Origin of the sequence: Streptomyces sp. V3I7 (assembly GCF_030817495.1) — a bacterium.
Classification (GTDB): domain Bacteria; phylum Actinomycetota; class Actinomycetes; order Streptomycetales; family Streptomycetaceae; genus Streptomyces.
In genome coordinates this window covers 5,245,500-5,265,629 of the sequence record NZ_JAUSZK010000001.1, presented here as the reverse complement: position 1 = coordinate 5,265,629, position 20,130 = coordinate 5,245,500, and the positions used below count along the sequence as shown (strand labels likewise).

Genomic DNA, 20,130 nt, shown 5'->3' with positions numbered 1-20,130 from the left:
TGCCACCCCGCACCCTGGAGGAGAGCCATCGTGCCTCGTACCGTCAGGGACGTCGTTTTCGTCGACGGCGTCCGCACCCCGTTCGGCAAGGCGGGTCCGAAGGGCATCTACCACGAGACCCGCGCCGACGACCTGGTCGTGAAGGCGATCCGGGAGCTGCTGCGCCGCAACCCCGGTCTCGACCCCAAGAAGATCGACGAGGTCGCCATCGCCGCGACCACGCAGATCGGTGACCAGGGTCTGACCCTCGGCCGCACCGCCGGCATCCTCGCCGGTCTGCCGCAGTCGGTCCCCGGTTACTCCATCGACCGCATGTGCGCCGGTGCCCTCACCGCCGTCACCACCACGGCCGGCTCCATCGCCTTCGGCGCGTACGACGCCGTCATCGCCGGTGGCGTCGAGCACATGGGCCGCCACCCCATGGGCGAGGGCGTCGACCCCAACCCGCGGTTCGTGAGCGAGAAGCTCGTCGACGAGTCGGCCCTGTTCATGGGCATGACCGCCGAGAACCTGCACGACCGTTACCCGCACATCACCAAGCAGCGGGCCGACGAGTACGCCGTGCGCTCGCAGGAGAAGGCCGCCAAGGCGTACGCCGACGGCAAGATCCAGCAGGACCTGGTGCCGATCTCGGTCCGCCGCACCAACCCCGAAGCCGGCGAGACCGGTTGGGGCCTGGTCACGGCCGACGAGCCGATGCGTCCGGGTACGACCATGGAGAGCCTCGCGGGTCTGAAGACGCCGTTCCGCGTCCACGGCCGGGTCACCGCCGGTAACGCCGCCGGTCTCAACGACGGTGCCACCGCGTCGATCATCGCGAGCGAGGACTTCGCCCGCGAGAACGGCCTGCCGGTCAAGATGCGCCTGGTCTCGTACGCCTTCGCGGGCGTCGAGCCGGAGGTCATGGGCTACGGCCCGATCCCGGCGACGGAGAAGGCGCTCACCCAGGCCGGCCTGTCGATCGAGGACATCAACCTCTTCGAGATCAACGAGGCCTTCGCCATCCAGGTCCTGGCCTTCCTGGACCACTACGGCATCGCCGACGACGACCCGCGCGTCAACCAGTACGGCGGCGCGATCGCCTACGGTCACCCGCTCGCCTCCTCCGGCGTCCGTCTGATGACGCAGCTGGCCCGCCAGTTCGAGGAGCAGCCGCACGTCCGCTACGGCCTGACCACCATGTGCGTCGGCTTCGGCATGGGCGCGACGGTCATCTGGGAGAACCCGCACTTCGAGGGGGACAAGTGAGCACCACGACCGAGCTTCTGAAGCAGGCTTCGGAACTCTTCCCCGACGAGGTCGTGACGTCCGCGCACGTACGCCACCTCGACCTGCCGTTCGGCGCCGGGCGCTTCGCGCTCATCACGCTCGACAACGGCTTCGACCACACCAAGCCGACCACCTTCGGCCCGGGTTCGCTCGCGAACCTGAACACCGCGATCGACCAGGTCGAGGCGGAGGCCGCGGCCGGTGAGATCGTCGGCGCCGGCATCACCGGCAAGCCGTTCATCTTCGCGGTCGGCGCCGACCTCAAGGGCGTGGAGATCCTCAAGGAGTACGACCACGCGCTCGCCATCGGCAAGGGCGGTCACGAGGTCTTCAAGCGCCTTTCGGGCCTCGCGGTCCCGACCTTCGCGTACTACAACGGCGCGGCGATGGGCGGCGGCGTCGAGGTCGGCCTGCACTGCACCTACCGGACCGTCTCCAAGGCGCTCCCGGCGTTCTCGCTGCCCGAGGTCTTCCTCGGCCTGGTCCCCGGCTGGGGCGGCTGCACGCTGCTGCCGAACCTGATCGGCGCCGACAAGGCCGTCTCGGTCATCGTCGAGAACAGCCTGAACCAGAACAAGCAGCTCAAGGGCAAGCAGGTCTTCGAACTCGGCATCGCCGACGCCCTGTTCGAGGGTGCCGACTTCCTGGAGCAGTCGCTGATCTGGACGGCGAACGTCCTCAAGGGCGACGTCGAGGTCGAGCGCCCGGTCATCGACCGCGGCGAGGCCTGGGACCAGGCCGTCGCCAAGGGCCGCTTCATCGCGGACTCCAAGGTGCACGGCGCGGCCCCGGCCGCCTACCGCGCCCTGGACATCATCGCCGCGGCGAAGAACGGCGACCTCCAGCAGGGCTTCGACGCCGAGGACAAGGCGCTCGCCGACCTGATCATGGGCGGTGAACTGCGCGCGGGCATCTACGCGTTCAACCTCGTCCAGAAGCGCGGCAAGCGTCCCGCCGGCGCACCCGACAAGTCGCTGGCCCGCCCGGTCACCAAGGTCGGTGTCGTCGGCGCCGGTCTGATGGCCAGCCAGCTCGCGCTGCTGTTCCTGCGCCGCCTGGAGGTGCCGGTCGTGCTGACCGACATCGACCAGGAGCGCGTCGACAAGGGTGTGGGCTACGTCCACGCCGAGATCGACAAGCTGCTCGGCAAGGGCCGGATCAACCAGGACAAGGCCAACCGCCTCAAGGCGCTGGTCACCGGTGTCCTGGACAAGGCCGAGGGCTTCGCGGACGCCGACTTCATCATCGAGGCCGTCTTCGAGGAGATGGGCGTCAAGCAGAAGGTGTTCGCGGAGGTCGAGGCGGTCGCCCCGGCGCACGCGATCCTCGCCACCAACACCTCCTCGCTCTCGGTGTCGGAGATGGCGTCGAAGCTCAAGCACCCCGAGCGGGTCGTGGGCTTCCACTTCTTCAACCCGGTCGCGATCCTCCCGCTCCTGGAGATCGTGCGCGGCGAGCAGACGGACGACGCCTCGCTCGCGACCGCGTTCGGCGTCGCCAAGAAGCTGAAGAAGACCGCGGTTCTGGTCAAGGACGCCCCGGCGTTCGTCGTGAACCGCATCCTGACCCGCTTCATGGGCGAGATCCAGAACGTCATCGACGAGGGCACCCCGGTCGAGGTCGCCGAGAAGGCCGTCGAGCCGCTCGGTCTGCCGATGTCCCCGCTGGTGCTCCTCGAGCTGGTCGGTCCCGCGATCGGCCTGCACGTCTCGGAGACCCTCAACCGGGCCTTCCCGGACCGCTTCACGGTCTCCCCGAACCTCAAGGCGGTCGTCGAGGCCGGCAAGCGCGGCTTCTACGTCTACGACAGCGGCAAGCCGGAGCTGGACCCGGAGGTCGCCGCGCTGCTGAAGCAGGGCGACAGCATCCTGACGGAGGAGCAGGTCCGTGACCGCGTCCTCGACGCCGTCGCCCAGGAGATCGGGATCATGCTCGACGAGGGCGTCGTCGCCGAGGCCCAGGACATCGACCTCTGCCTGATCACCGGCGCCGGCTGGCCCTTCCACCTGGGCGGCATCACGCCGTACCTGGACCGCGAGGGCGTCTCGGAGCGCGTGAACGGCAAGCGGTTCCTGGAGCAGGGCGTGGCGAGCGTGCCGGCGTAAGGGACGTACGACCGGACATACGGCCGGACATCTGAGAAAGGGCCCCCGCGGTGCGCGGGGGCCCTTTCTCATTTCCGGTCACACATCTCGCTGTCGCCTCTTCAACAACCTCCGGATACACTTTCGAAGCTTCCCTGAGGAAGCCGGGGGCGGACATCACACAGAAGCGGGGCAGGTTCATTCATGAACGCGGAACTCCCTCCACTCGTATCGAATCTCGCAGCGGTCGACCGGCGTGCTGTGATAACCGGAACCGACACCTCAGGTGCGGTTCCCGTGGAATACCGGTTCCGGCCCGCGGAGGGTGACGTAAGCCATCTCATCGTTGTCTTCTCCGGGTTCGCGGCGCCGGGCGGATACCACTTCGCCGGAAAGTCACTGAACGGCCTGCGCGCGAACGTCCTCTGGATCCGTGACGAATTCGACGGACACTACAGCTACTACATGTGCCGGGGGATGAACTTCGACATCGAGGCGTCCGTCCACAACCTCATCGAATCGACCATGTCCCGACTCGGCATCACGCACGACCGGGTGAGCCTGCTCGGGGTGTCGAAGGGCGGAAGTGCGGCTCTCTACTACGGACTGAAGTACGGATTCAGGAACATCGTCACCGTCGTTCCGCAGTTCCTCGTGGGCAGTTATGTGCGGGACCGCGCGGAGACCGGCCGCTACATGCTCGGCAACGACATGCCTCAGACCCATGTCGACATCCTCGACCACGCCATTCCGGACCTGCTCAAGGCCTACGGCGGACAGGACCGCAACATCTACCTGTTCACGTCGGAGGCCGACGAGCAGTACGAGACGGAGATCAGCCCGCACCTCCAGCTCTTCTGGGCCTGCGCCAACTTCAATGTGGTCCGCACGCGTTCGCATCTGGTGCGGCAGCACGGCGAGGTCTCGGGCTACAACCTCCCCCTGGTGCTGGGTGTCCTGTCCGCGCTGTCCGACGGGGCCGAACCACGCCTCGGCTTCGTGGAGAACGGGGACGTCCAGGTCGACCCGACGGAGCGGCAGCGCTATCTGTCCGAACTACGCGCCAAGGACGCACTGACCGCCGTACTCAACAAGCAGGAGATACGCGGCAACAACCTGGTGCTGAGCGGGCACGCGTTCATTCCCGGCGAGTCGCCGCACGGGGAATTCCAGTCGACGAAGAGCCTGATCATCGAAGGCGGCTCACGCCATTGGGAGTTCCCGCTGGCGACGACCGAGGCGAAGCACACCTACAGCCTCTACTTCGACCGGTTCGCCCGTGACTACACTGACGGAGGATTCGAGCCGGAAGCGAAGACCGGAGTTCCGATGGCCGGGATTCCGGGCGGGGTGTACGAACTCTCCATACGGGTGGCAAGCCCCGCCGAGGGAATCGACCGGCGTGCGAAGCTCGCGGCCCGGCGCCCCTTCGACGTGCGTCGGCCGTTCGGCAGCCTCGAGATCGCACTCGTCGGCGACGAGAAGCGCGTGCGGCTGATCCGGCGTCCCGTCATCGGCCAATTCTCCCAGGAGGCCGCCTTCTCCCTGGAGAAGAGCTGGCTGAAGGACCGGACCCTGCACGTCGAGGGGGTGTTCTTCGTGCACGGGATCGAGGCCGCTTCCCACGGTCACGCGCATTACTACCTCGTGCTGCGTGGTGCGCAGTCCGTCTATTCGTTCCGGCTCGGCATGTCGGGAAAGGCCGCGGTGGTACGCCCGCACGTGCGGCGGGGAGATTTCGGCACCTACGACTTCGCCTACTTCGCCACCCCGGGCTACAAGGGCATCGCTCTGCCGAATGCCACTCCCGGGGATTACGAGGTGTACATCTCGATGAGCACGGGCGGCTCTCTCTTCTCGGCCTCGGCCGGCAGCATCACACTTTCCTGAGCAGGAAGCCCGACGCCGTCGCCGTCATTCGGGAAGCACGGCGAGGGCGTCGGCGACACGGCGCTCGGTCACCACTTCGCCCTCGGTTTCGCGAGGGCGGTTGCGAAGCCGTCCGTGCAGGACGACCGTCGTGGAGCCACCGCCGTCGAGGTTGACGGCGTCGACGGCGCCGAGGGACAGCAACAGCCGTGCCGCCTCGGCCGGGGTGGCACCGACGCTCCGCCCGGGGTCCCGGCCGTCGACCGTGATCAGCAGCAGCGTGCCGTCGGCCGTGGTCGCCGCCATGGTCCGTGGTGCGCGGCCGTGGCCGAGCCGGTCGGCGTCCGGATCGGGCTTTCCGTCGCGCAGCAAGCGGGCGCTGCCGCCCACGGCTGTCTGCACGGGCCCGGGCAGGGCCTGCCCGTCCGGGCGGGTGATCCTCAGCGACACCGCCGGGCGCGTACCTGGCTCGGCATGGGCGAGCAACCAGGTTGCTCCGGTGGAGATCCCGTAGAGCGAGCTGCCGCCTGCGGGGAGCGGTCCGCCCGCAGGAGTGCGGGTGCGCAGGACGGTGCCGTCCGGCGCGAGGAGGGCCTCCGTGCTGCCCGGCGGCCCGGGCGGTGTGTCGGCGCCCCAGTCGGCGGAGTAGGAGACCACCTCGTCGGGGTCGGTGCACAGCCCGCCGGCCGGCTGGGCCTCGGGGCGGCCGGTCGTGGCGAGACGGTCGCCGCCGACGCCGCCGCAGCCGAGGACGCGACCCGCGACCCGGTCGACTCCGTCGAGCTCGCGCCGTGCGCCGTCGACGCCCCGCAGCCGGCCAGCGGTGGAGACATCGGCGATCCGTGCGGTCAGCCGTCCGTCGTCGCGGCCGAGGAGCAGGGCCGGCCGGCCGGCGAGCGCCTCGCTCAGCACCCTGCCGTTCTCCGCGTACAGCCCGATCGGATCGCCTTCGTACCCGGAGTGTCCGTGGCCGGTGTGGATGTCGAAGTACGTGCCGTTGACTGCGGCGAGTGCACCGGCGGCGCGGGCCAGGGAGCGGACCGTGTGCGCGCGGGTCATGTCCGGCCCGTGCACTCCGGTGACCCGCACCCGCGCGTCGGGCGCGATACTCAGCACGGTCAGCCGTACCGGGCTGCCCGGCCCGAGCTTCCGGGTGAGCTCCTGGTACTGGAAGCCTTCGGGCAGCGCGCTCACGGACGGCACCGGCACGGCGGAGGACGAGTGCCCGGGCGCCGGGGACGGTGCCGCCGGGTTGGCGCAGCCTGCCAGAGCCAGACAGACGGCGACTGCGGCCCACAGGCGTCGCGGGGCTCTAGCCATAGGTGGCGAGGGCGCCCGGCGACGCCCCGAAGTCGCCGATGTGCACGGTCACTTCGGACCACACGCGATGGCCGTGCTCGTCCTCGAAGGCCAGCTCGAACCGGTCGTACCCCAGGTGTCCAGGGTCCGTCTGGTAAGTGACGCTGCCGTCGGGCATGCAGGTGAGCATGCCGTGCCGGGCCAGTCCCACGCCCATGAAGCGAAGGCCGGGGACAGGGCTGTGACTGGCGGGCAGCACCGCGTGGCCGCCCGGGCGCAGGGTGATGATCTGGCCGGGCAGCCAGTGCCGCCGTATCCGGTAGCCCGCATCCGAGACCGCTGTCGAGGGAATCAGCTTGTCGCCCTGGGCGGGCATCAGGCCGATGATGACGCGGGGCAGGAGCACCGCGCCCTCCTGGGCGTCGGCGTTGACCCGGACCCGGCAGGTGACGGTGCGCGGCTCGGCGTCGCTGGCGTAGGTGGCGTACCGGCCGTTGGTCAGGTGGCTCATACCCGTATGGCGGACCATGGCGGCTGTGGTGCCGAGAAAGTCGTCGAGGAGATAGCCGTACGTCCGGAAGGCGCCCCCGGTCGGCGTGACGACGAGGGTGAACGTGATCTCCTGGCCCGGGGCGACCGGCAGGGCCGGGTCGGCGTCGGCGAACAGCTCCAGCGTGCCGCCGATCTGCGGCGCCTGGGGGTGGGTCACCCAGGCACGGACGATCGGATACCAGTCGCTCATCGCAGCGTCCCGCTCTCCTGCGCGGCCGTCCGGCCGCCCACACGCTCCTTGGTGAGTTGCTCGAAGACGTGGTCGTCGAGGAACTCGACGGCGCTCTCCGGTATCGGTTCGTCCAGGTTCCGGAAGTACTCCGGGGTGAGCAGTGCCTGAGCGCGTAGCCGGCGCGCCACGAACCGGGCGCATTCCAGGGCCCCGTGGGCCCGCAGATGCGTGTTGTCGGCTATGCCGTCGGGGTAGTTGGGATGCTCGCCGGCCTCCAGGTAGAGAAAGAGCTCCTTGGTGCCCTGCGCTCCGGCGCGGCGCCACCAGTCCACGCTCCACGCGTTGAGGTCGAGGAACGGAACGTTCAGGCTCATGGCCAGTTCCCGCATGGCCGTCGGGTAGAGCCCGAGCGGGCGGCGCATGTTGCCGTGATCGTCGAAGACACGGCGTTCGTGGGAGGTGACGAACACGGGGTGCGCGCCCCGGTCGCGGGCTCCGTGCACGTACTGGCGAAGGAACCACTGGTAGTCGCCGAAGGGTTCAGTGAAACGGCCGTCGCCAGGCTTCATGTCGATGAGGCCGAAGGACACGAGCAGAAGGTCGCCGGGGGCGATGTTCTCCAGGATCCAGTCGAGTCGGCCGCGCTCCTTGAAGCTGCGCGAACTGGAGCCCGCACGGGCGGCGTTGATCACTTCGGCGTACCGGATGAACATCTGGAGTACCTGTCCCCAGCCCACCATCGGTGCCATGCTCTGCGGCCTGCTCGTCACACTGGAGTCGCCGGCCAGGAAAATCCTCATGTGCCGCATGCCGTCACCTCCTTCCTGCCGCGGGTTCGTCCGGCCGTCCCATGACCAGCGGCGCGGACGGCCGGCCGGAGTCGCCCGCGACGGCGGCATCCATCGTGTCGATCACGTCGAAGGCTCGCTCACAGTTGTGGGTGTCGCGCAGCACGAAGAACTCCTCCGCGCGGAGCCGGTACGCAGGCTCGACCTTGAAACCGCGCTCGATGGAAGCGACGATCTCGTGGACCGCCTGGTCGACGGTTCCACAGGTGGGGCCGAAGCCGTCCCTGGCCAGGTCGAAGTAGCCGCGCTTGTAGTGCTTGCTGTAAAAGCTCTCGTCGTCGAAGTTGGTGTAGACGATCGGCTTGCCCATGTAGGCGACGTCGAAGAAGACCGACGAGTAGTCGGTGACGAGCATCGAACACTCGCGCATCGCCAGCTGGACATCGCGCCCGGTGGTGGAGACGGTGATGGACGGGTGGTCGATGCGGAAGTGCTTGAGGTAGGGCCGGATCTCGTAGTGCGGCATGAACTCAAGTTCCACGCCGTACCGTTGCAAGGCGTCGAGCAGCCGCTCGTCGCGCAGGAGCGCCGAGAAGAACCGGTAGTACTCGGAGGCCGCGAAGGGGATCTCCGGCTTGGCCGCCTTGTTGTAGGAGGGGGCCACGATGTCGCGCCGCCAGGTGGGCATGACGAGAACGCGGGGCCGTCCCGGTACCGGCTTGAGCGCGTCGAAGCGCGGCAGACCGGTGGCGGCGACCCGGTCATAGCCGTAGCCGCAGTGCTCGGCGAAGTAGGCGCGCTCGCTGCGCCCGGTCGTGAGCACCATGTCGACGTTGGTGACCTGGGCGTGGATGGACGGCGCGACGTCGTTGTAGACGACGCCGTGCTGCAGGAAAACCCGCTTGTAGCGGAGCAGATCGCCATAGCCGGTGAGGAAGGCCCGCTTGGAAAGACCGGGAAAGCCGAGGTAGGCCTCCAGATCGTAGGCGTTGATGAGCCGGCTGGCGTGCAGCAGGTACACGCGGTACCGCCAGGACAGCCGGTTGATCACCCGGCCCAGCGGGGCCACCTTGGCGCGGTCGGCGGCGTCGCCGTTGATGGCGTAGTACACCTTGCGCCGCGGCCTGTTGCGCCGGATCCAGGTGAACAGGTGGTACGAGTTGTCCTGCGCGGTGTCCTCGCGCTCGCCGATGATCCAGATGTCCTTGCCGCGCAGCCAGGGGTGGCAGAGCCAGTACAGCAGCCGCGTGCGCCAGCCCGGCCGGCCGGGCATGGCGGCGCGGAACTCCTTGACGAAGCGCCTCGCCTTGTGTCCGGCTCGCTTGGTGATTCCGGTGACACGGCGCAGCGTGATCTTCTGGTCGTCGTCGATGCCGAGGATGATGGTGGCCCTGCCCGCGCGGTGCACGCCCTTGAAGCGGTGCAGCATCTGGCGGGCGTCGACCGGGCTGTCCACGTGCCGGTCGCCGTCGTGGATACGCAGGGTGAGCGTCAGGTCCCGGTTGTCGAGCGGTCTGAGATCCTCGGGCCGGGCGACCGCCCGCCAGCCGCCGTACCAGTCCTGCTCCTTGCGGGTGCGCCAGCGGTCGCGCCGGTACACCTGGTCGACACGGACCGCCCGTTCCGTGTGCCCGTCGGAGAGGACGAGTTCGATGCGGTTGGCGAACAGCTGGCTGATGTCGACGCCGGACAGAACCAGCAGGCCCTCGAAGACGATCTGTTCGGGGTCGATGTGGCAGGTTTCCAGGACGATGCGGTGCCGGTCCACGCGCAGCAGCGACGTCTCCACCGGGTCCGTGGCGAGCCTGCGGTACAGGCCCTGGTCGTCAAGGTGGAGATAGGGCCGGTACTCGGGCCGTGTGTGCGGCTCGCAGAACAGGTCCAGATCGCCGGTGCGTACGGCGTGGTGCTGCAGCCGCGCGGGGCCGGCCGTGACGTACTGCAGTATCAGCTCGTCCGGCAGGTCGGCGTACACCTGATGCAGCGTGGGGAAGATGAGGGCCAGCTCGGCCCTGCTCATGATGCGGTGCAGGTTGCGCAGGTAGGGCTGGAAGGTGCGCACGACGAAGCGCTGCGCGAGGCGCAGGCTACGGGCGTCCAGCGCCGCAGCCCGCTTCAGGAGGTGTCGGCAGAGCCGGAGCAGCTCCTGCGCCTTGACCGGGTCGTTCCACGGCAGGTCGAAGAGTGAGTCGTTCTGTTCGGCGTCGCGCTCGTAGCAGGTGGCCCTCGGCGCGGTGGTCACCCTGCCCGCGTGCAGCAGGGCCGGCACTGTCAGCCAGGCGTCCTCGAAACCGGGACCACCCCCGCAGCTCAGGCGCTGATCACGGACCAGGTTGGTGCGCAGCAGCTTCGCGCCCAGGCCGGTGGCGAACACGAGGTACGGCGCGTCGTGCAGCCGCTCCACCTCGGGGGCCGCCTTCCCGAAGTACCGCAGCCACGGCTGGTCCCCGCTCCGGCTCGGCCCGGGGAAGTTGTCGGGTCGGCCGACGACGACGTCCGCCCTGGCCTTGTGGGCAGCGGCCACGAGATGGGCGAGGCAGCCGTCGCCGACGATGTCGCTGGCGCGCGCGAACATGACGTAGGGCGCGGTCACATGACGCAGGCCGTGGTCGAACGCGGCGCGCATGCCCATGGCGACCTGGGTGACGACCGTGACGTTGGCGTAGCGGGCCGCGAAGTCCGCCAGTTGGCCCGCGGTGGCGTCGGTCGAGCCGTCGTCGACGAGGACCACCTGCATGCGTGCGAAATCGCGCTGCCGGTCGAGGGAGCCAAGGAACTCGGGCAGGTTGTACTCGTCGTTGTGGCAGTGCACGACCACGGCCGCGCGGTGCCGCTCGGACGGGGCGAACGGCTCCGACGGCATCATGTCGGTCCACCACGTCCACGGCTGGTCGCCCCGGTCGCTCCTGACCTCCTGCTGTCTGGTCTCCGGACGCAGCGCCAGGTTGCCGCTGACGGTCTCGTACATCTCGTACGTCGCCTCGCCGCCGGTGAAGCGTGCCTGCTCGATGTCCACGCCCCGCACGCAGACGGTGGTGGTCGCCCGCTGCCCGGCGTGCCGGACCTGGACGAAGAGGTTCCACGTCAGCGGCCGGCCGGGCCGGCCCAGGGTCTGGTCCAGGTCGACGGAGGTGTGGTAGCGGATGTAGTTCTCGTCGACCTCGACGCCGGTGACCGGGAAGCTGTGATCGGCCTGCGGGCCGCGACAGCGCATCACGGCGGTGAGTTCGAGCTTGTCCTTGCGCCCGACCCGGCCGAACTGGTTGCGGATGAACCCGGTGACGTGGAGGCGGCCGTCGCTGATCTCTGCCCGGATCGCCTGGTTGAACAGCCGCGCGTCGGACAGCTTGGTGCCGGTCAGGTCGAGGTCGGTGACGTCGAGGAAGCGCTCGGCGTCCGGCCGCCCGAGCAGCGAGCCTGACCAGTAGACCCGGCCGTCACGCTCCACCAGGTCGGAACTGAGCACGCTGCGCCGCTGAGCGTAGTCGGCGGCGGACAGCACCACGTCGATCCTGCTGTGCATGAGGCCGAAGGCACGCACCCGCTCCAGTGGCCCGCACAGGTCGTAGCTGTCGTCGGGGAGTCCGGACAGGTACGGGGCGGTGGCGCGGACGAAGCCCTCGCGGTAGACGTGGTCGCCCGCGCGCAGTTCGCGCGTGTACAGCCCGAGGTCGTGCGAGAGGAACTTGGCGGCCTTGCGGGCGATGAGGTCGTGCGCGCCCTGCTGGGCGAGGAATTCGTCAGCCCAGTGGTGCACCAGGACCCGGTCGCGGATGCTGCGCAGTTCGCCGCGCCGGTTGGTGATGGACGGCGTGTCCGTCTCACGCTCCCATATCCACCGGTAGACGGGCGCGGTGATCAGGCTGACGGCGTGGGCGAAGTAGTAGGCGACCGTGGAGAAGTAGGTGTCCTCGAAGTGCACGCCCTGGGGGAAGCGGATGCCGTGCTGGTTTAGGAAGTCGACGCGGTACAGCTTGGCGGCGGCGATCGGGTCCTCGACCAGTTCGGGCATGGCGGTCAGACCGCCGGTGATCAGGCGGTCGGTACCGTACAGCTGCGGCTGCCAGACCGTGGTCTCGTCCTTGGCGAGGTTGACCCGCAGCGCGCGGCCGGCGGTGATGTCGGCCCCGGTGTCCAGGGCCGAGGCCAGCAGCACCTCACAGGCCCGGTGCGGCAGTTCGTCATCGGCGTCGAGGAACATCAGGTACTGGCCGGTGGCGGTCTCGATGCCGTGGTTGCGGGGGGACCCCACGCCGCCGCTGTTGCGGGAGCGGGCCACGACGCGGACCCGGGAGTCCTTCTCGGCGTATCGGTGGGCGACCGCCAGGGTGCCGTCGGTGGAGGCGTCGTCCAGCACCACCACGTCGAGGTTGCGGTGGGTCTGGTTCAGCGCGGAGCGCAGTGCCCGGTCGAGGGTGGCGCTCGCGTTGTAGGCGGCCACCACGACGGTGACCGTGTACGCGGAGGCGTCGTACTGATACTGCGGCTCGTTCATCGTGCGTGTCCCCCGTTGTGCCAGGGCGTCTCCATGGAGTGCGCGGGCATCTGCGTGGCCGGGAACTGCTCGGTGGGGGGGTCGTTGTGGTACTGCGGCTCCGGGAACGGGCGGAAGCCAGGGTCGTCGGCCGGATCTGGGTCCCAGTAGGGCTCGTCGGCCGGATCGGCCTCGCGGTGGCGCTCGTCGGGGGACGCAGCCTCGGCGGCAGCGCGGCGATGGCGGCCGCGGAGCAGCTCCGGAGCGATGGCGCCGACGACGACCGGGGACGTACTCATGTCACCCATGACGCGGGTGAAGTCCCGGGTGGAGAGCCAGAACTTGTACATGATGATCAGCTCGAAGGTCAGGAGCAGGGCGCTGGAGACCGCGGTGGTCCACAGGATCTCGCCGAGCAGCGGGCCGACGATGAACACGAACATCTGGAACTCGATACCGCTGATCAGGTGTGGGCGGATCCTGGTGCGCAGCATCGCCCGCCTGACCCTCGTCCACCAGGGAAACTGGCCGCGGAACTGCTCGTGCAGGTCGATCACCTGGGCCGTGCCGGCCTCCGCGCGCAGGGTCTCGACGGAGGAAGCGGGGTTCTCGCGGAGCAGGTCCTCCATGAACAGGACCGGCGTGCCCTGGTCTGCGGCGGCCGCCTCCCGTTCAGCCCGCTCGGCCTCCGCACGTTCCGCGGTGATGCGCTCGATCTTGGTTCGCATCGCCATGCGCATCTTGTAGATCTGCAGGGCGTCGACGTAGCGCAGCATGTCGAGGAAGACGACGGCGAGGGCGGCCAGCAGATAGCGCGCGTCGCCCGTGCGCAGGAACTGGCCGCCCATCAGGGCGAGGGCGCAGAACAGCACGCGGATGCGGTCGAAGACGTAGTCGAGCCAGCCGCCGAAGACCGATCCGTTGCCCTTGAGCCGGGCCAGCTTTCCGTCGATGCAGTCGAGGACGAAGCTCAGGTGGTACAGCAGCGCGCCGATGAGCAGAGACTCCCGGTCACCCTTCAGGAAGAGTCCCGCCGAGGCCAGGCCGACGAACAGGGCACCCCAGGTGACCCCGTTGGGCGTGATGAACTTGAAGCGGGCGACCACGATCAGAAGCCTTGTCGCCAGCGGGTCGACCAGGAAAACGGTCCACCAGGCATCGCGCTTCTTGCAGGTCAGTCTCTGGACAGCCCGCAGCGACAGCTTGGCCATAACTCCTCAGATACGCACCGAATGAGACGAAGTTCCCCGCGGTACGACCGACGCCCCCGGAGTCTCACGGACGGACTTTTGCGTTCACAAAACCGTCACACGAGATGGTGAAACTTTAACCATGCTTCACCTATGCGTCGAGATTCAGTCAGATGTGCTGGCAGCGAGGTTGATCACAGGAATTCCGTACAACCTTTTGCGGACCTGGCGGCTCACCTTCGAAACAGGCCCTCGTGCGACCGTGCGCAAGGCCATCAAGTGCCGTCACTGATGAACCTGTCACGGACCGGATGTTTACAGACCCATCACTTTTCGTTCAGGATCAGTCGGTCTTCGGCCTGCAGCGCGGGATCGGTCGGGCAGCGCACCGGCCGCTCCTCCCCTCCGCGTCCCACGCCGCTTCCACCGCCCCGCGGGGCACGACCAACGAGGAACTCGAAGCAGGATGAGCCACGTCTCGACGCCCCAGCACAGCGACTCCGACGACCCGCCCTACAGGACCGGCGGCGATCACGGGCCGGACCAGGGCACCGTCCGCCCCCGGCGCCGCCGCACCGGCCGGAAGATTCTCATAGCCCTGGCCGTGCTCGTCGCGGCCGCCGGCGGAACGGGGTACTGGCTGTACAACGGCCTCGACTCCAACATCAAGGGCGTTGATCTCGACCAGGCCATCGGCGACAACCGCCCGGAGAAACTGCCCACGTCCGGGCAGAACCTCCTCGTCCTCGGCTCCGACTCGCGCGCGGGCGCCAACGCCGGTCTTCACACGGGCAAGGTCGCGGGCGCACGCTCCGACACCGCCCTCGTGATCCACGTCCCCGAAGGACGCCAGGCAGCCGTCGCCGTGAGCATCCCGCGCGACACCCTGGTCACCCGCCCCAAGTGCACCAAGTCGGACGGCACCAAGCTTCCCGCGGCGGACCGAGTCATGTTCAACTCGGTCTACTCGCTCGCCGGTCCGGCCTGTGTCGTCAAGACCGTCGAGCAGATGTCCGGGGTGCGAATGGACCACTTCATGGAGATCGACTTCGCGGGCTTCAAGGGACTCGTGGACACGATCGGGGGGGTCACCGTCACCGTGAACCAGGACATCCGCGACAAGTCCAGCGGGCTCGAGTTGAGTGCCGGCACCCACGAGCTCGACGGCACCCAGGCCCTCGAGTTCGTGCGCACCCGGCACGGCATCGGGGACGGCAGCGACCTCGGACGCATCGGGCTGCAGCAGAAGTTCCTGACCGCCCTGCTCTCCGAGATCAAGCAGCAGGACCTGATGGGCAGCCCCGGCAAGTCGTACTCCATCGCCAAGCAGCTGACCTCGTCGCTGACGACCGACTCCGACCTCGCCTCGCTCACCAAGCTCGCCGAGTTCGGCCGCAGCATGAACGGCGTCGACCCGTCGACCATGGAGACGATCATGCTTCCGGTGCGGTACGACGTCCAGGACCCCAACCGAGTGGTGCCCGCCGAGCCCCAGGCAAGCCAGCTGTGGCAGGCCCTGCGCAAGGACGAGACCATCCCCGAGTCGGCCAAGAAGTCGCCGGCCCGGGGCGGAAGCCCCACTCCCTGAGCGAGGACGGCACGCTAAGGGGCCGTACGCCGTCGCGCTACGGCCCCGCGCACCGTACCGGCGTCAGACACGGAGGGAAGGGGCCAGCTCCAGCCCCGGGGCGTCGGCCTGGCGGGCGATGCGGAGGGTGCCGTCGGGGTCGAGGACGGCGAGCACGACCCGGCCGAAGCCGTCCAGCGCCAGCGCCGGTGAACCCAGCAGGCGTTCGCCGGTCGGCGCCCACCACAGGCCCCCCTGCTCGTTCTCGGTGCCGTAGGCGGCCAGGACGACCTGGCCTTCGAGGTCCCGGTGGGCCAGCACAGTGCAGTCGTAAGCGTCCAGAGTCGCGCGCACAGCAGAGAGCGGCTCCCCGGCCGGAGCGCCGCCGAGCGGGTGAGCCCACTCCCCGGGCCGGTGCGCGACGAAGCCGCCGCCGTCCGGGGCGGCCCAGTAGTACGTCGTCCGCTCCGGGCCGGTCGCCAGCGCCGACACCGTTCCCGGCGCCACACGCACCGGGATGTTGGGGTCCTGCCGGAAGGCGCCGTCAGTCTCGTCCTGCCGCCACCGCATGGCAATGGTCTCGCCGCCCGCCAGGAGTTCGACCCGGCCGGAAGGGTGCGCGACCGCCACGAGTCCGTCCCGCGCCCGGCTGCCCTTGAGGACATGCCACGGCTCCCACTTCCCGGTGGGGCCCTCTCGCCGCACGATCACGCCGCCGTCGGCGCCCCGCACGAAGACGTAGACCCGGCCCGAGCCGCTGACCGCGGCTATCGGAACGCCCAGGCGCGACGCCTCGGCCCGGTCCCGGTGCGGGTTGCCCAGCGACCGCCACTCGGTGACCGGACGGCCCGTCTGGTACTGGACGGCATGCACGATGTCGACGGCAGCCGGGCTCTCGGCCCCACGTACTTCGCGCCGACCCAGGAAGTGGACGTAGGAGTCGGCACCCTGGACCACCGTCACATCGGTGAGGTCCGCCACCGGGAAGAAGTCGGGTCCCGACCACTCGGGGCCGCCCCGCCGGAGTTCCGTCCAGCGCAGTAGCCCGCCGTCGGTGCGCGCGTACGCGGTCAGCCGGCCGTCCCGGCCCAGAATGAGCCAGCGGCCGCCCAGCGTCCGCTGGGCGGCGTACGGCACAACCGCGTGGTCGGCAGCACCGACCACTCTCCCCCGCGCGGCGCCGCGCCCGGATCTGGTCCGCATGAGGTGACCTTTCCCTTCCCTGCTCCCGGCGCGGGTGACCCCCCACTCCCGAACCTGCGTACGGGCGGCCGAGCGGGCTCATCATAAGTGAGCACCGGGTGAACAAGGCATGGTGACTGCATGGACAGGCCGCAGGCCGGACGGAACCGACGGCGACGCAGCGCTGTCGTGTGTGCGGGTGCCGTGCGAGGCTGGGGACATGAACGAGGAAGCCCCCGTGCTCGTGATCGTCGACGCCGCGAACGTGGTCGGTTCGGTACCCGACGGGTGGTGGCGGGACCGCAAGGGGGCCGCCGAGCGGCTGCGCGACCGGCTCGCCGCCGACGGGCTGCCCGGACGGCCCACTCCTGTGGACCTGGTGCTCGTGGTCGAGGGCGCGGCCCGCGGCGTGGAGTCCGTGCCCGGCGTCGAGGTGAAGGCCGCCCCGAAGAGCGGCGACGACTACATCGTGCGGCTCGTCGAGGAGGCCGCCGACCGCCCCCGCCTGGTCGTCACGGCCGACCGCGAGCTGCGCCGCCGGGTGCAGGACCTGGGCGCCGAGGTGACGGGCCCGCGCACGGTGCTCGGCTGAGCCAGGCCGACTACAGGTCCCGTCGCGCGTACACCACCGCCCCGTCCACCTCCCCCACCGCCGCGTACCGCTGCGCCAGCAGGCGGCGCAGGGTGGGCAGGCGGGTGGCGGCGTACGGCTTGCCCCGGGAGTCGTCGACGACCAGGGGCGGGGCGTGCGTGGTGAGCTCCTCGCGGAAGACGGGCCAGGTGCCCCGGACTGCGTACCGCTCGCCGACCTGCGGGCCGTCGCGGCCGCCGCTGTAGTTGGTGAGGAGGCCGGCGGTGAGGTAGCGGGTGGCCGGTATACGGGCGGCGAGCCAGTAGGTCTCCGGGTGCATGCCCCAGACGAGGACGCGGTCGGCGGGGGACGTACGGGAGGCGACCGCGGCCGCGACGCGCTGGGCGTGGGTGAGTTCGGGGCGGGGGGCCAGCAGGCCCCAGGTCAGGAACAGGACGCAGCAGCAGGCCGTGGTGAGGACGGCGGTGGTGAGCCGTTCCCGGGGCAGGACCTGGAGCGCCGCCGTCGCCAACAGGGCCAGCGGCGGGGTGAGTTGCAGGAAGTAGTGCCCGAAGAAGTGCAGGCCGAGCAGGACGGCGGCGGCCGAGGAGGCCGCCCACAGCCACAGGTCGGCCGCTCCGGTACGGGCCAGGCGCAGGGCGCGTACGACGGGCGGGACGAGGCCCGCGCAGGCGACGGTGAGGATCGCCGCGTTCGTCAGGCCGCGGGCGAGGACGTGGAGTTCGGAGCCGGCGAGGGAGGAGGCGTACGTCCCCGAGCCGGTGAGCGTCCAGAAGACGAAGCCCGCCGGATGGGTGAGCAGGGCCGCGGCGAGCAGCGGCGCCCCCACTGCGGCGGCCAGGCGCAGGACGGCGCCCCGCGGCGCACCGTGGCGGTGCAGCAGCCAGACCACGGGCATCAGCACCGCCCCGCCGGTCTGCTTGGCGAGCATCGCGCACGCGACGGCCGTCCCGGCGGCGCCCCAGCGGCGGCGGTCGGCGCACCACATCGCGGCGGCCGTGCCGGGCAGTATGAACACCTCGAAGGTGGCGGCCTGCGCGTCCTCGGGGTTGAGTCCGACGGAGATCAGCAGGTACAGCGCCCCGGCCGTGCGGCCCGCGGTGTCGCCCCAGCGGCGCCGGGCGAGGGAGGCGAGGAGCACCGCGGTGAGCAGGTGCGCGAGGATCGCGAGGACCCGGACCGGCGCCAGCGAATCGGAGCCGAACAGCGCGAACGCCCCCTCGTACAGCCAGGGTACGAGCGGCGGTTTGCGGTCCACGACCGTCTCGTAGAGCCGTCCGCCGTGCGCGAGCATGCGGGCCTGTACGGCGAGATAGCCCTCGTCCGGGTTCCACAGCGGGCGCGCGAACGACGGGGCGCGGGTCACGCAGGCCAGCGCGGCCAGCAACGGCAGCAGCCGCCTCCAGTACGCCGTTCTCGCGGCGGCTGCGGACCGGGGCGGGGCGAGCGGCGCGGCGAGCATGAGGGGCACGCTATCCGGCCCCGCGGCCCCGAACGAAGCGGGACATACGGGGCCGTTGACGTGGGTTCGACTGCCGGGGCCGCGGGGCTACTTGCCGCCCCCTCCGGGCTTCTGGTTGCCCATCACCTCGCCGACCGTGGTCTCCTGGTGGCGGCCGAGGCGGCTGTGCGAGCGGCCGTACGCGAAGTAGACGACGAAGCCGATCGCCATCCAGATGGCGAACCGGATCCAGGTCTCGGCGGGCAGGTTCAGCATCAGCCACAGCGTGGCGAGGACGGAGACGATCGGCAGGACCGGCACCCAGGGGGTGCGGAAGGCGCGGTGCAGGTCGGGGCGGGTGTGGCGCAGGATGATGACGCCGAGGGCGACGACGATGAAGGCGAACAGCGTGCCGATGTTCACCAGCTCGGCGAGTTCGCTCAGACTGGTGAATCCCGCGATGACCGCGATGAGCACGCCGAGCAGGATGGTAGGCCGGTGCGGGGTCCGGAACCGGGGGTGGACGCGGGAGAAGAAGCGCGGCAGCAGGCCGTCGCGGCTCATCGCGAAGAACACGCGGGTCTGGCCGAGCAGCAGGATCATGCAGACCGTGGTGAGGCCGATGGCGGCGCCGAAGCTGATGACACCCGCGAACCAGGGGTGCCCGGTGGCCTTGAAGGCGTCGGCGAGCGGGGCGGCCACGGAGAGCCGGTCGTAGCGCTCCATGCCGGTGACGACGATCGACACCGCGACGTACAGCGTGGTGCAGATGAGCAGGGAGCCGAGGATGCCGCGCGGCATGTCCCGCTGCGGGTTCTTGGTCTCCTCGGCGGCCGTGGCCACGACGTCGAAGCCGATGAAGGCGAAGAAGACGACGGAGGCGGCGGTGAAGATGCCCAGCACGCCGAAGTTGGACGGGGCCCAGCCCACCATCAGCTGGATCAGCGGGGCGTTGAGGTTGCCGCCCGCCTCCACCGGCCGCGCCTCGGGGACGAACGGCTTGTAGTTGTCGGCGTTGACGATGAAGGCGCCGGCCACGATCACGATCAGGACGACCGTCACCTTGATGGCGACGACGACCTCGGTGACCCGGGCGGAGAGCTTCATGCCGATGACGAGGATGCAGGTGAGCACCAGGACCAGCGCGGCGGCGAGGATGTCGAACCCGAAGCCGTGGGCCCCGTCGCGGCCGCCGAGATAGTCGGGCAGATGCCAGCCCCAGTTGTCGAGCAGCGAGCGGATGTACCCCGACCAGCCGACGGCGACCACCGCCGTGCCGAGCGCGAACTCCAGGACCAGGTCCCAGCCGATGGTCCAGGCGGGCAGTTCCCCGAGGGAGGCGTACGAGAAGGTGTACGCGGAGCCCGCGACCGGGACGGTGGAGGCGAACTCGGCGTAGCAGAGGGCTGCGAGGGCGCAGACGACACCGGCCACGACGAAGGACAGGGCGACCGCGGGTCCGGCGTTCTCCTTGGCGGCCTTGCCGGTGAGGACGAAGATGCCGGTGCCAATGATGACGCCGACGCCGAAGACGGTCAGGTCCAGCGCGGACAGGGACTTCTTGAGCGCGTGCTCGGGTTCCTCGGTGTCGAGGATGGACTGCTCGACCTTCTTCGTCCGGAAGAGGGTACTGCTCACGGGGTTACCTCCC

13 protein-coding genes are annotated in these 20,130 nt (G+C 69.7%); 5 read left to right on the top strand and 8 right to left on the bottom strand.

From position 1 onward, the window contains the following. Positions 1–30 precede the first annotated feature (30 nt). From QFZ74_RS24495 to QFZ74_RS24485, 3 genes are all read left to right on the top strand, one after another. Entirely contained in the window at positions 31–1,248 is a 1,218-nt protein-coding gene (locus QFZ74_RS24495) for an acetyl-CoA C-acyltransferase (protein ID WP_307622972.1), read from the top strand. After that, complete coding sequence (locus tag QFZ74_RS24490) at positions 1,245–3,374, top strand: 3-hydroxyacyl-CoA dehydrogenase NAD-binding domain-containing protein (protein ID WP_307622971.1); 2,130 nt, start codon at positions 1,245–1,247, stop codon at positions 3,372–3,374. The genes QFZ74_RS24495 and QFZ74_RS24490 overlap by 4 nt, the downstream gene beginning before the upstream one ends. A 276-nt stretch (positions 3,375–3,650) precedes the next feature. Continuing rightward, a complete protein-coding gene (locus QFZ74_RS24485; protein WP_307622970.1) occupies positions 3,651–5,243 on the top strand; it encodes a hypothetical protein in 1,593 nt (530 codons plus the stop codon). A 24-nt stretch (positions 5,244–5,267) separates the two neighbouring features. Here the strand turns inward: QFZ74_RS24485 and QFZ74_RS24480 are convergent, their stop codons facing one another. The 5 genes from QFZ74_RS24480 to QFZ74_RS24460 form a co-directional block, all read right to left on the bottom strand. Further along, positions 5,268–6,416, bottom strand: a complete 1,149-nt coding sequence (locus tag QFZ74_RS24480) for a phosphodiester glycosidase family protein (RefSeq protein ID WP_307622969.1) — start codon at positions 6,414–6,416, stop codon at positions 5,268–5,270. Positions 6,417–6,534: 118 nt separating this feature from the next. Next, complete coding sequence (locus QFZ74_RS24475) at positions 6,535–7,263, bottom strand: hypothetical protein (protein WP_307622968.1); 729 nt, start codon at positions 7,261–7,263, stop codon at positions 6,535–6,537. Further along, positions 7,260–8,054 (bottom strand): rhamnogalacturonan acetylesterase, encoded by a 795-nt coding sequence (locus QFZ74_RS24470; protein WP_307622967.1) that lies wholly within the window; start codon positions 8,052–8,054, stop codon positions 7,260–7,262. Before QFZ74_RS24470 ends, QFZ74_RS24475 begins: the two co-directional genes overlap by 4 nt. Before the next feature lie 4 nt (positions 8,055–8,058). After that, positions 8,059–12,528 (bottom strand): glycosyltransferase, encoded by a 4,470-nt coding sequence (locus tag QFZ74_RS24465; protein ID WP_307622966.1) that lies wholly within the window; start codon positions 12,526–12,528, stop codon positions 8,059–8,061. Beyond that, the gene (locus QFZ74_RS24460; protein ID WP_307622965.1) at positions 12,525–13,718 is read right to left on the bottom strand and encodes a CDP-alcohol phosphatidyltransferase family protein; all 1,194 of its coding nucleotides are present in this window, start codon (positions 13,716–13,718) and stop codon (positions 12,525–12,527) included. Before QFZ74_RS24460 ends, QFZ74_RS24465 begins: the two co-directional genes overlap by 4 nt. 445 nt (positions 13,719–14,163) lie before the next feature. Here QFZ74_RS24460 and QFZ74_RS24455 point away from each other — a divergent pair, with 445 nt between their 5' ends. Further along, on the top strand, positions 14,164–15,285 hold the full coding sequence (locus QFZ74_RS24455; protein WP_307622964.1) for an LCP family protein: 1,122 nt from the start codon (positions 14,164–14,166) through the stop codon (positions 15,283–15,285). 63 nt (positions 15,286–15,348) lie between these two features. On the opposite strand, the gene QFZ74_RS24450 is transcribed toward QFZ74_RS24455, so the two are convergent. Beyond that, positions 15,349–16,467 carry a hypothetical protein gene (locus QFZ74_RS24450; RefSeq protein ID WP_307622963.1) on the bottom strand — a complete coding sequence of 373 codons (1,119 nt, stop codon included), beginning with the start codon at positions 16,465–16,467 and terminating at the stop codon, positions 15,349–15,351. A 199-nt stretch (positions 16,468–16,666) separates the two neighbouring features. Here QFZ74_RS24450 and QFZ74_RS24445 point away from each other — a divergent pair, with 199 nt between their 5' ends. After that, on the top strand, positions 16,667–17,038 hold the full coding sequence (locus QFZ74_RS24445; RefSeq protein ID WP_307622962.1) for an NTP pyrophosphohydrolase: 372 nt from the start codon (positions 16,667–16,669) through the stop codon (positions 17,036–17,038). Between the two features lie 10 nt (positions 17,039–17,048). Here QFZ74_RS24445 and QFZ74_RS24440 read toward each other — a convergent pair whose 3' ends face one another. Both QFZ74_RS24440 and QFZ74_RS24435 read right to left on the bottom strand, forming a co-directional pair. Beyond that, on the bottom strand, positions 17,049–18,500 hold the full coding sequence (locus QFZ74_RS24440) for a glycosyltransferase family 39 protein (protein ID WP_307622961.1): 1,452 nt from the start codon (positions 18,498–18,500) through the stop codon (positions 17,049–17,051). Between the two features lie 87 nt (positions 18,501–18,587). Further along, positions 18,588–20,117 carry an amino acid permease gene (locus tag QFZ74_RS24435; RefSeq protein WP_307622960.1) on the bottom strand — a complete coding sequence of 510 codons (1,530 nt, stop codon included), beginning with the start codon at positions 20,115–20,117 and terminating at the stop codon, positions 18,588–18,590. Positions 20,118–20,130 lie beyond the last annotated feature (13 nt).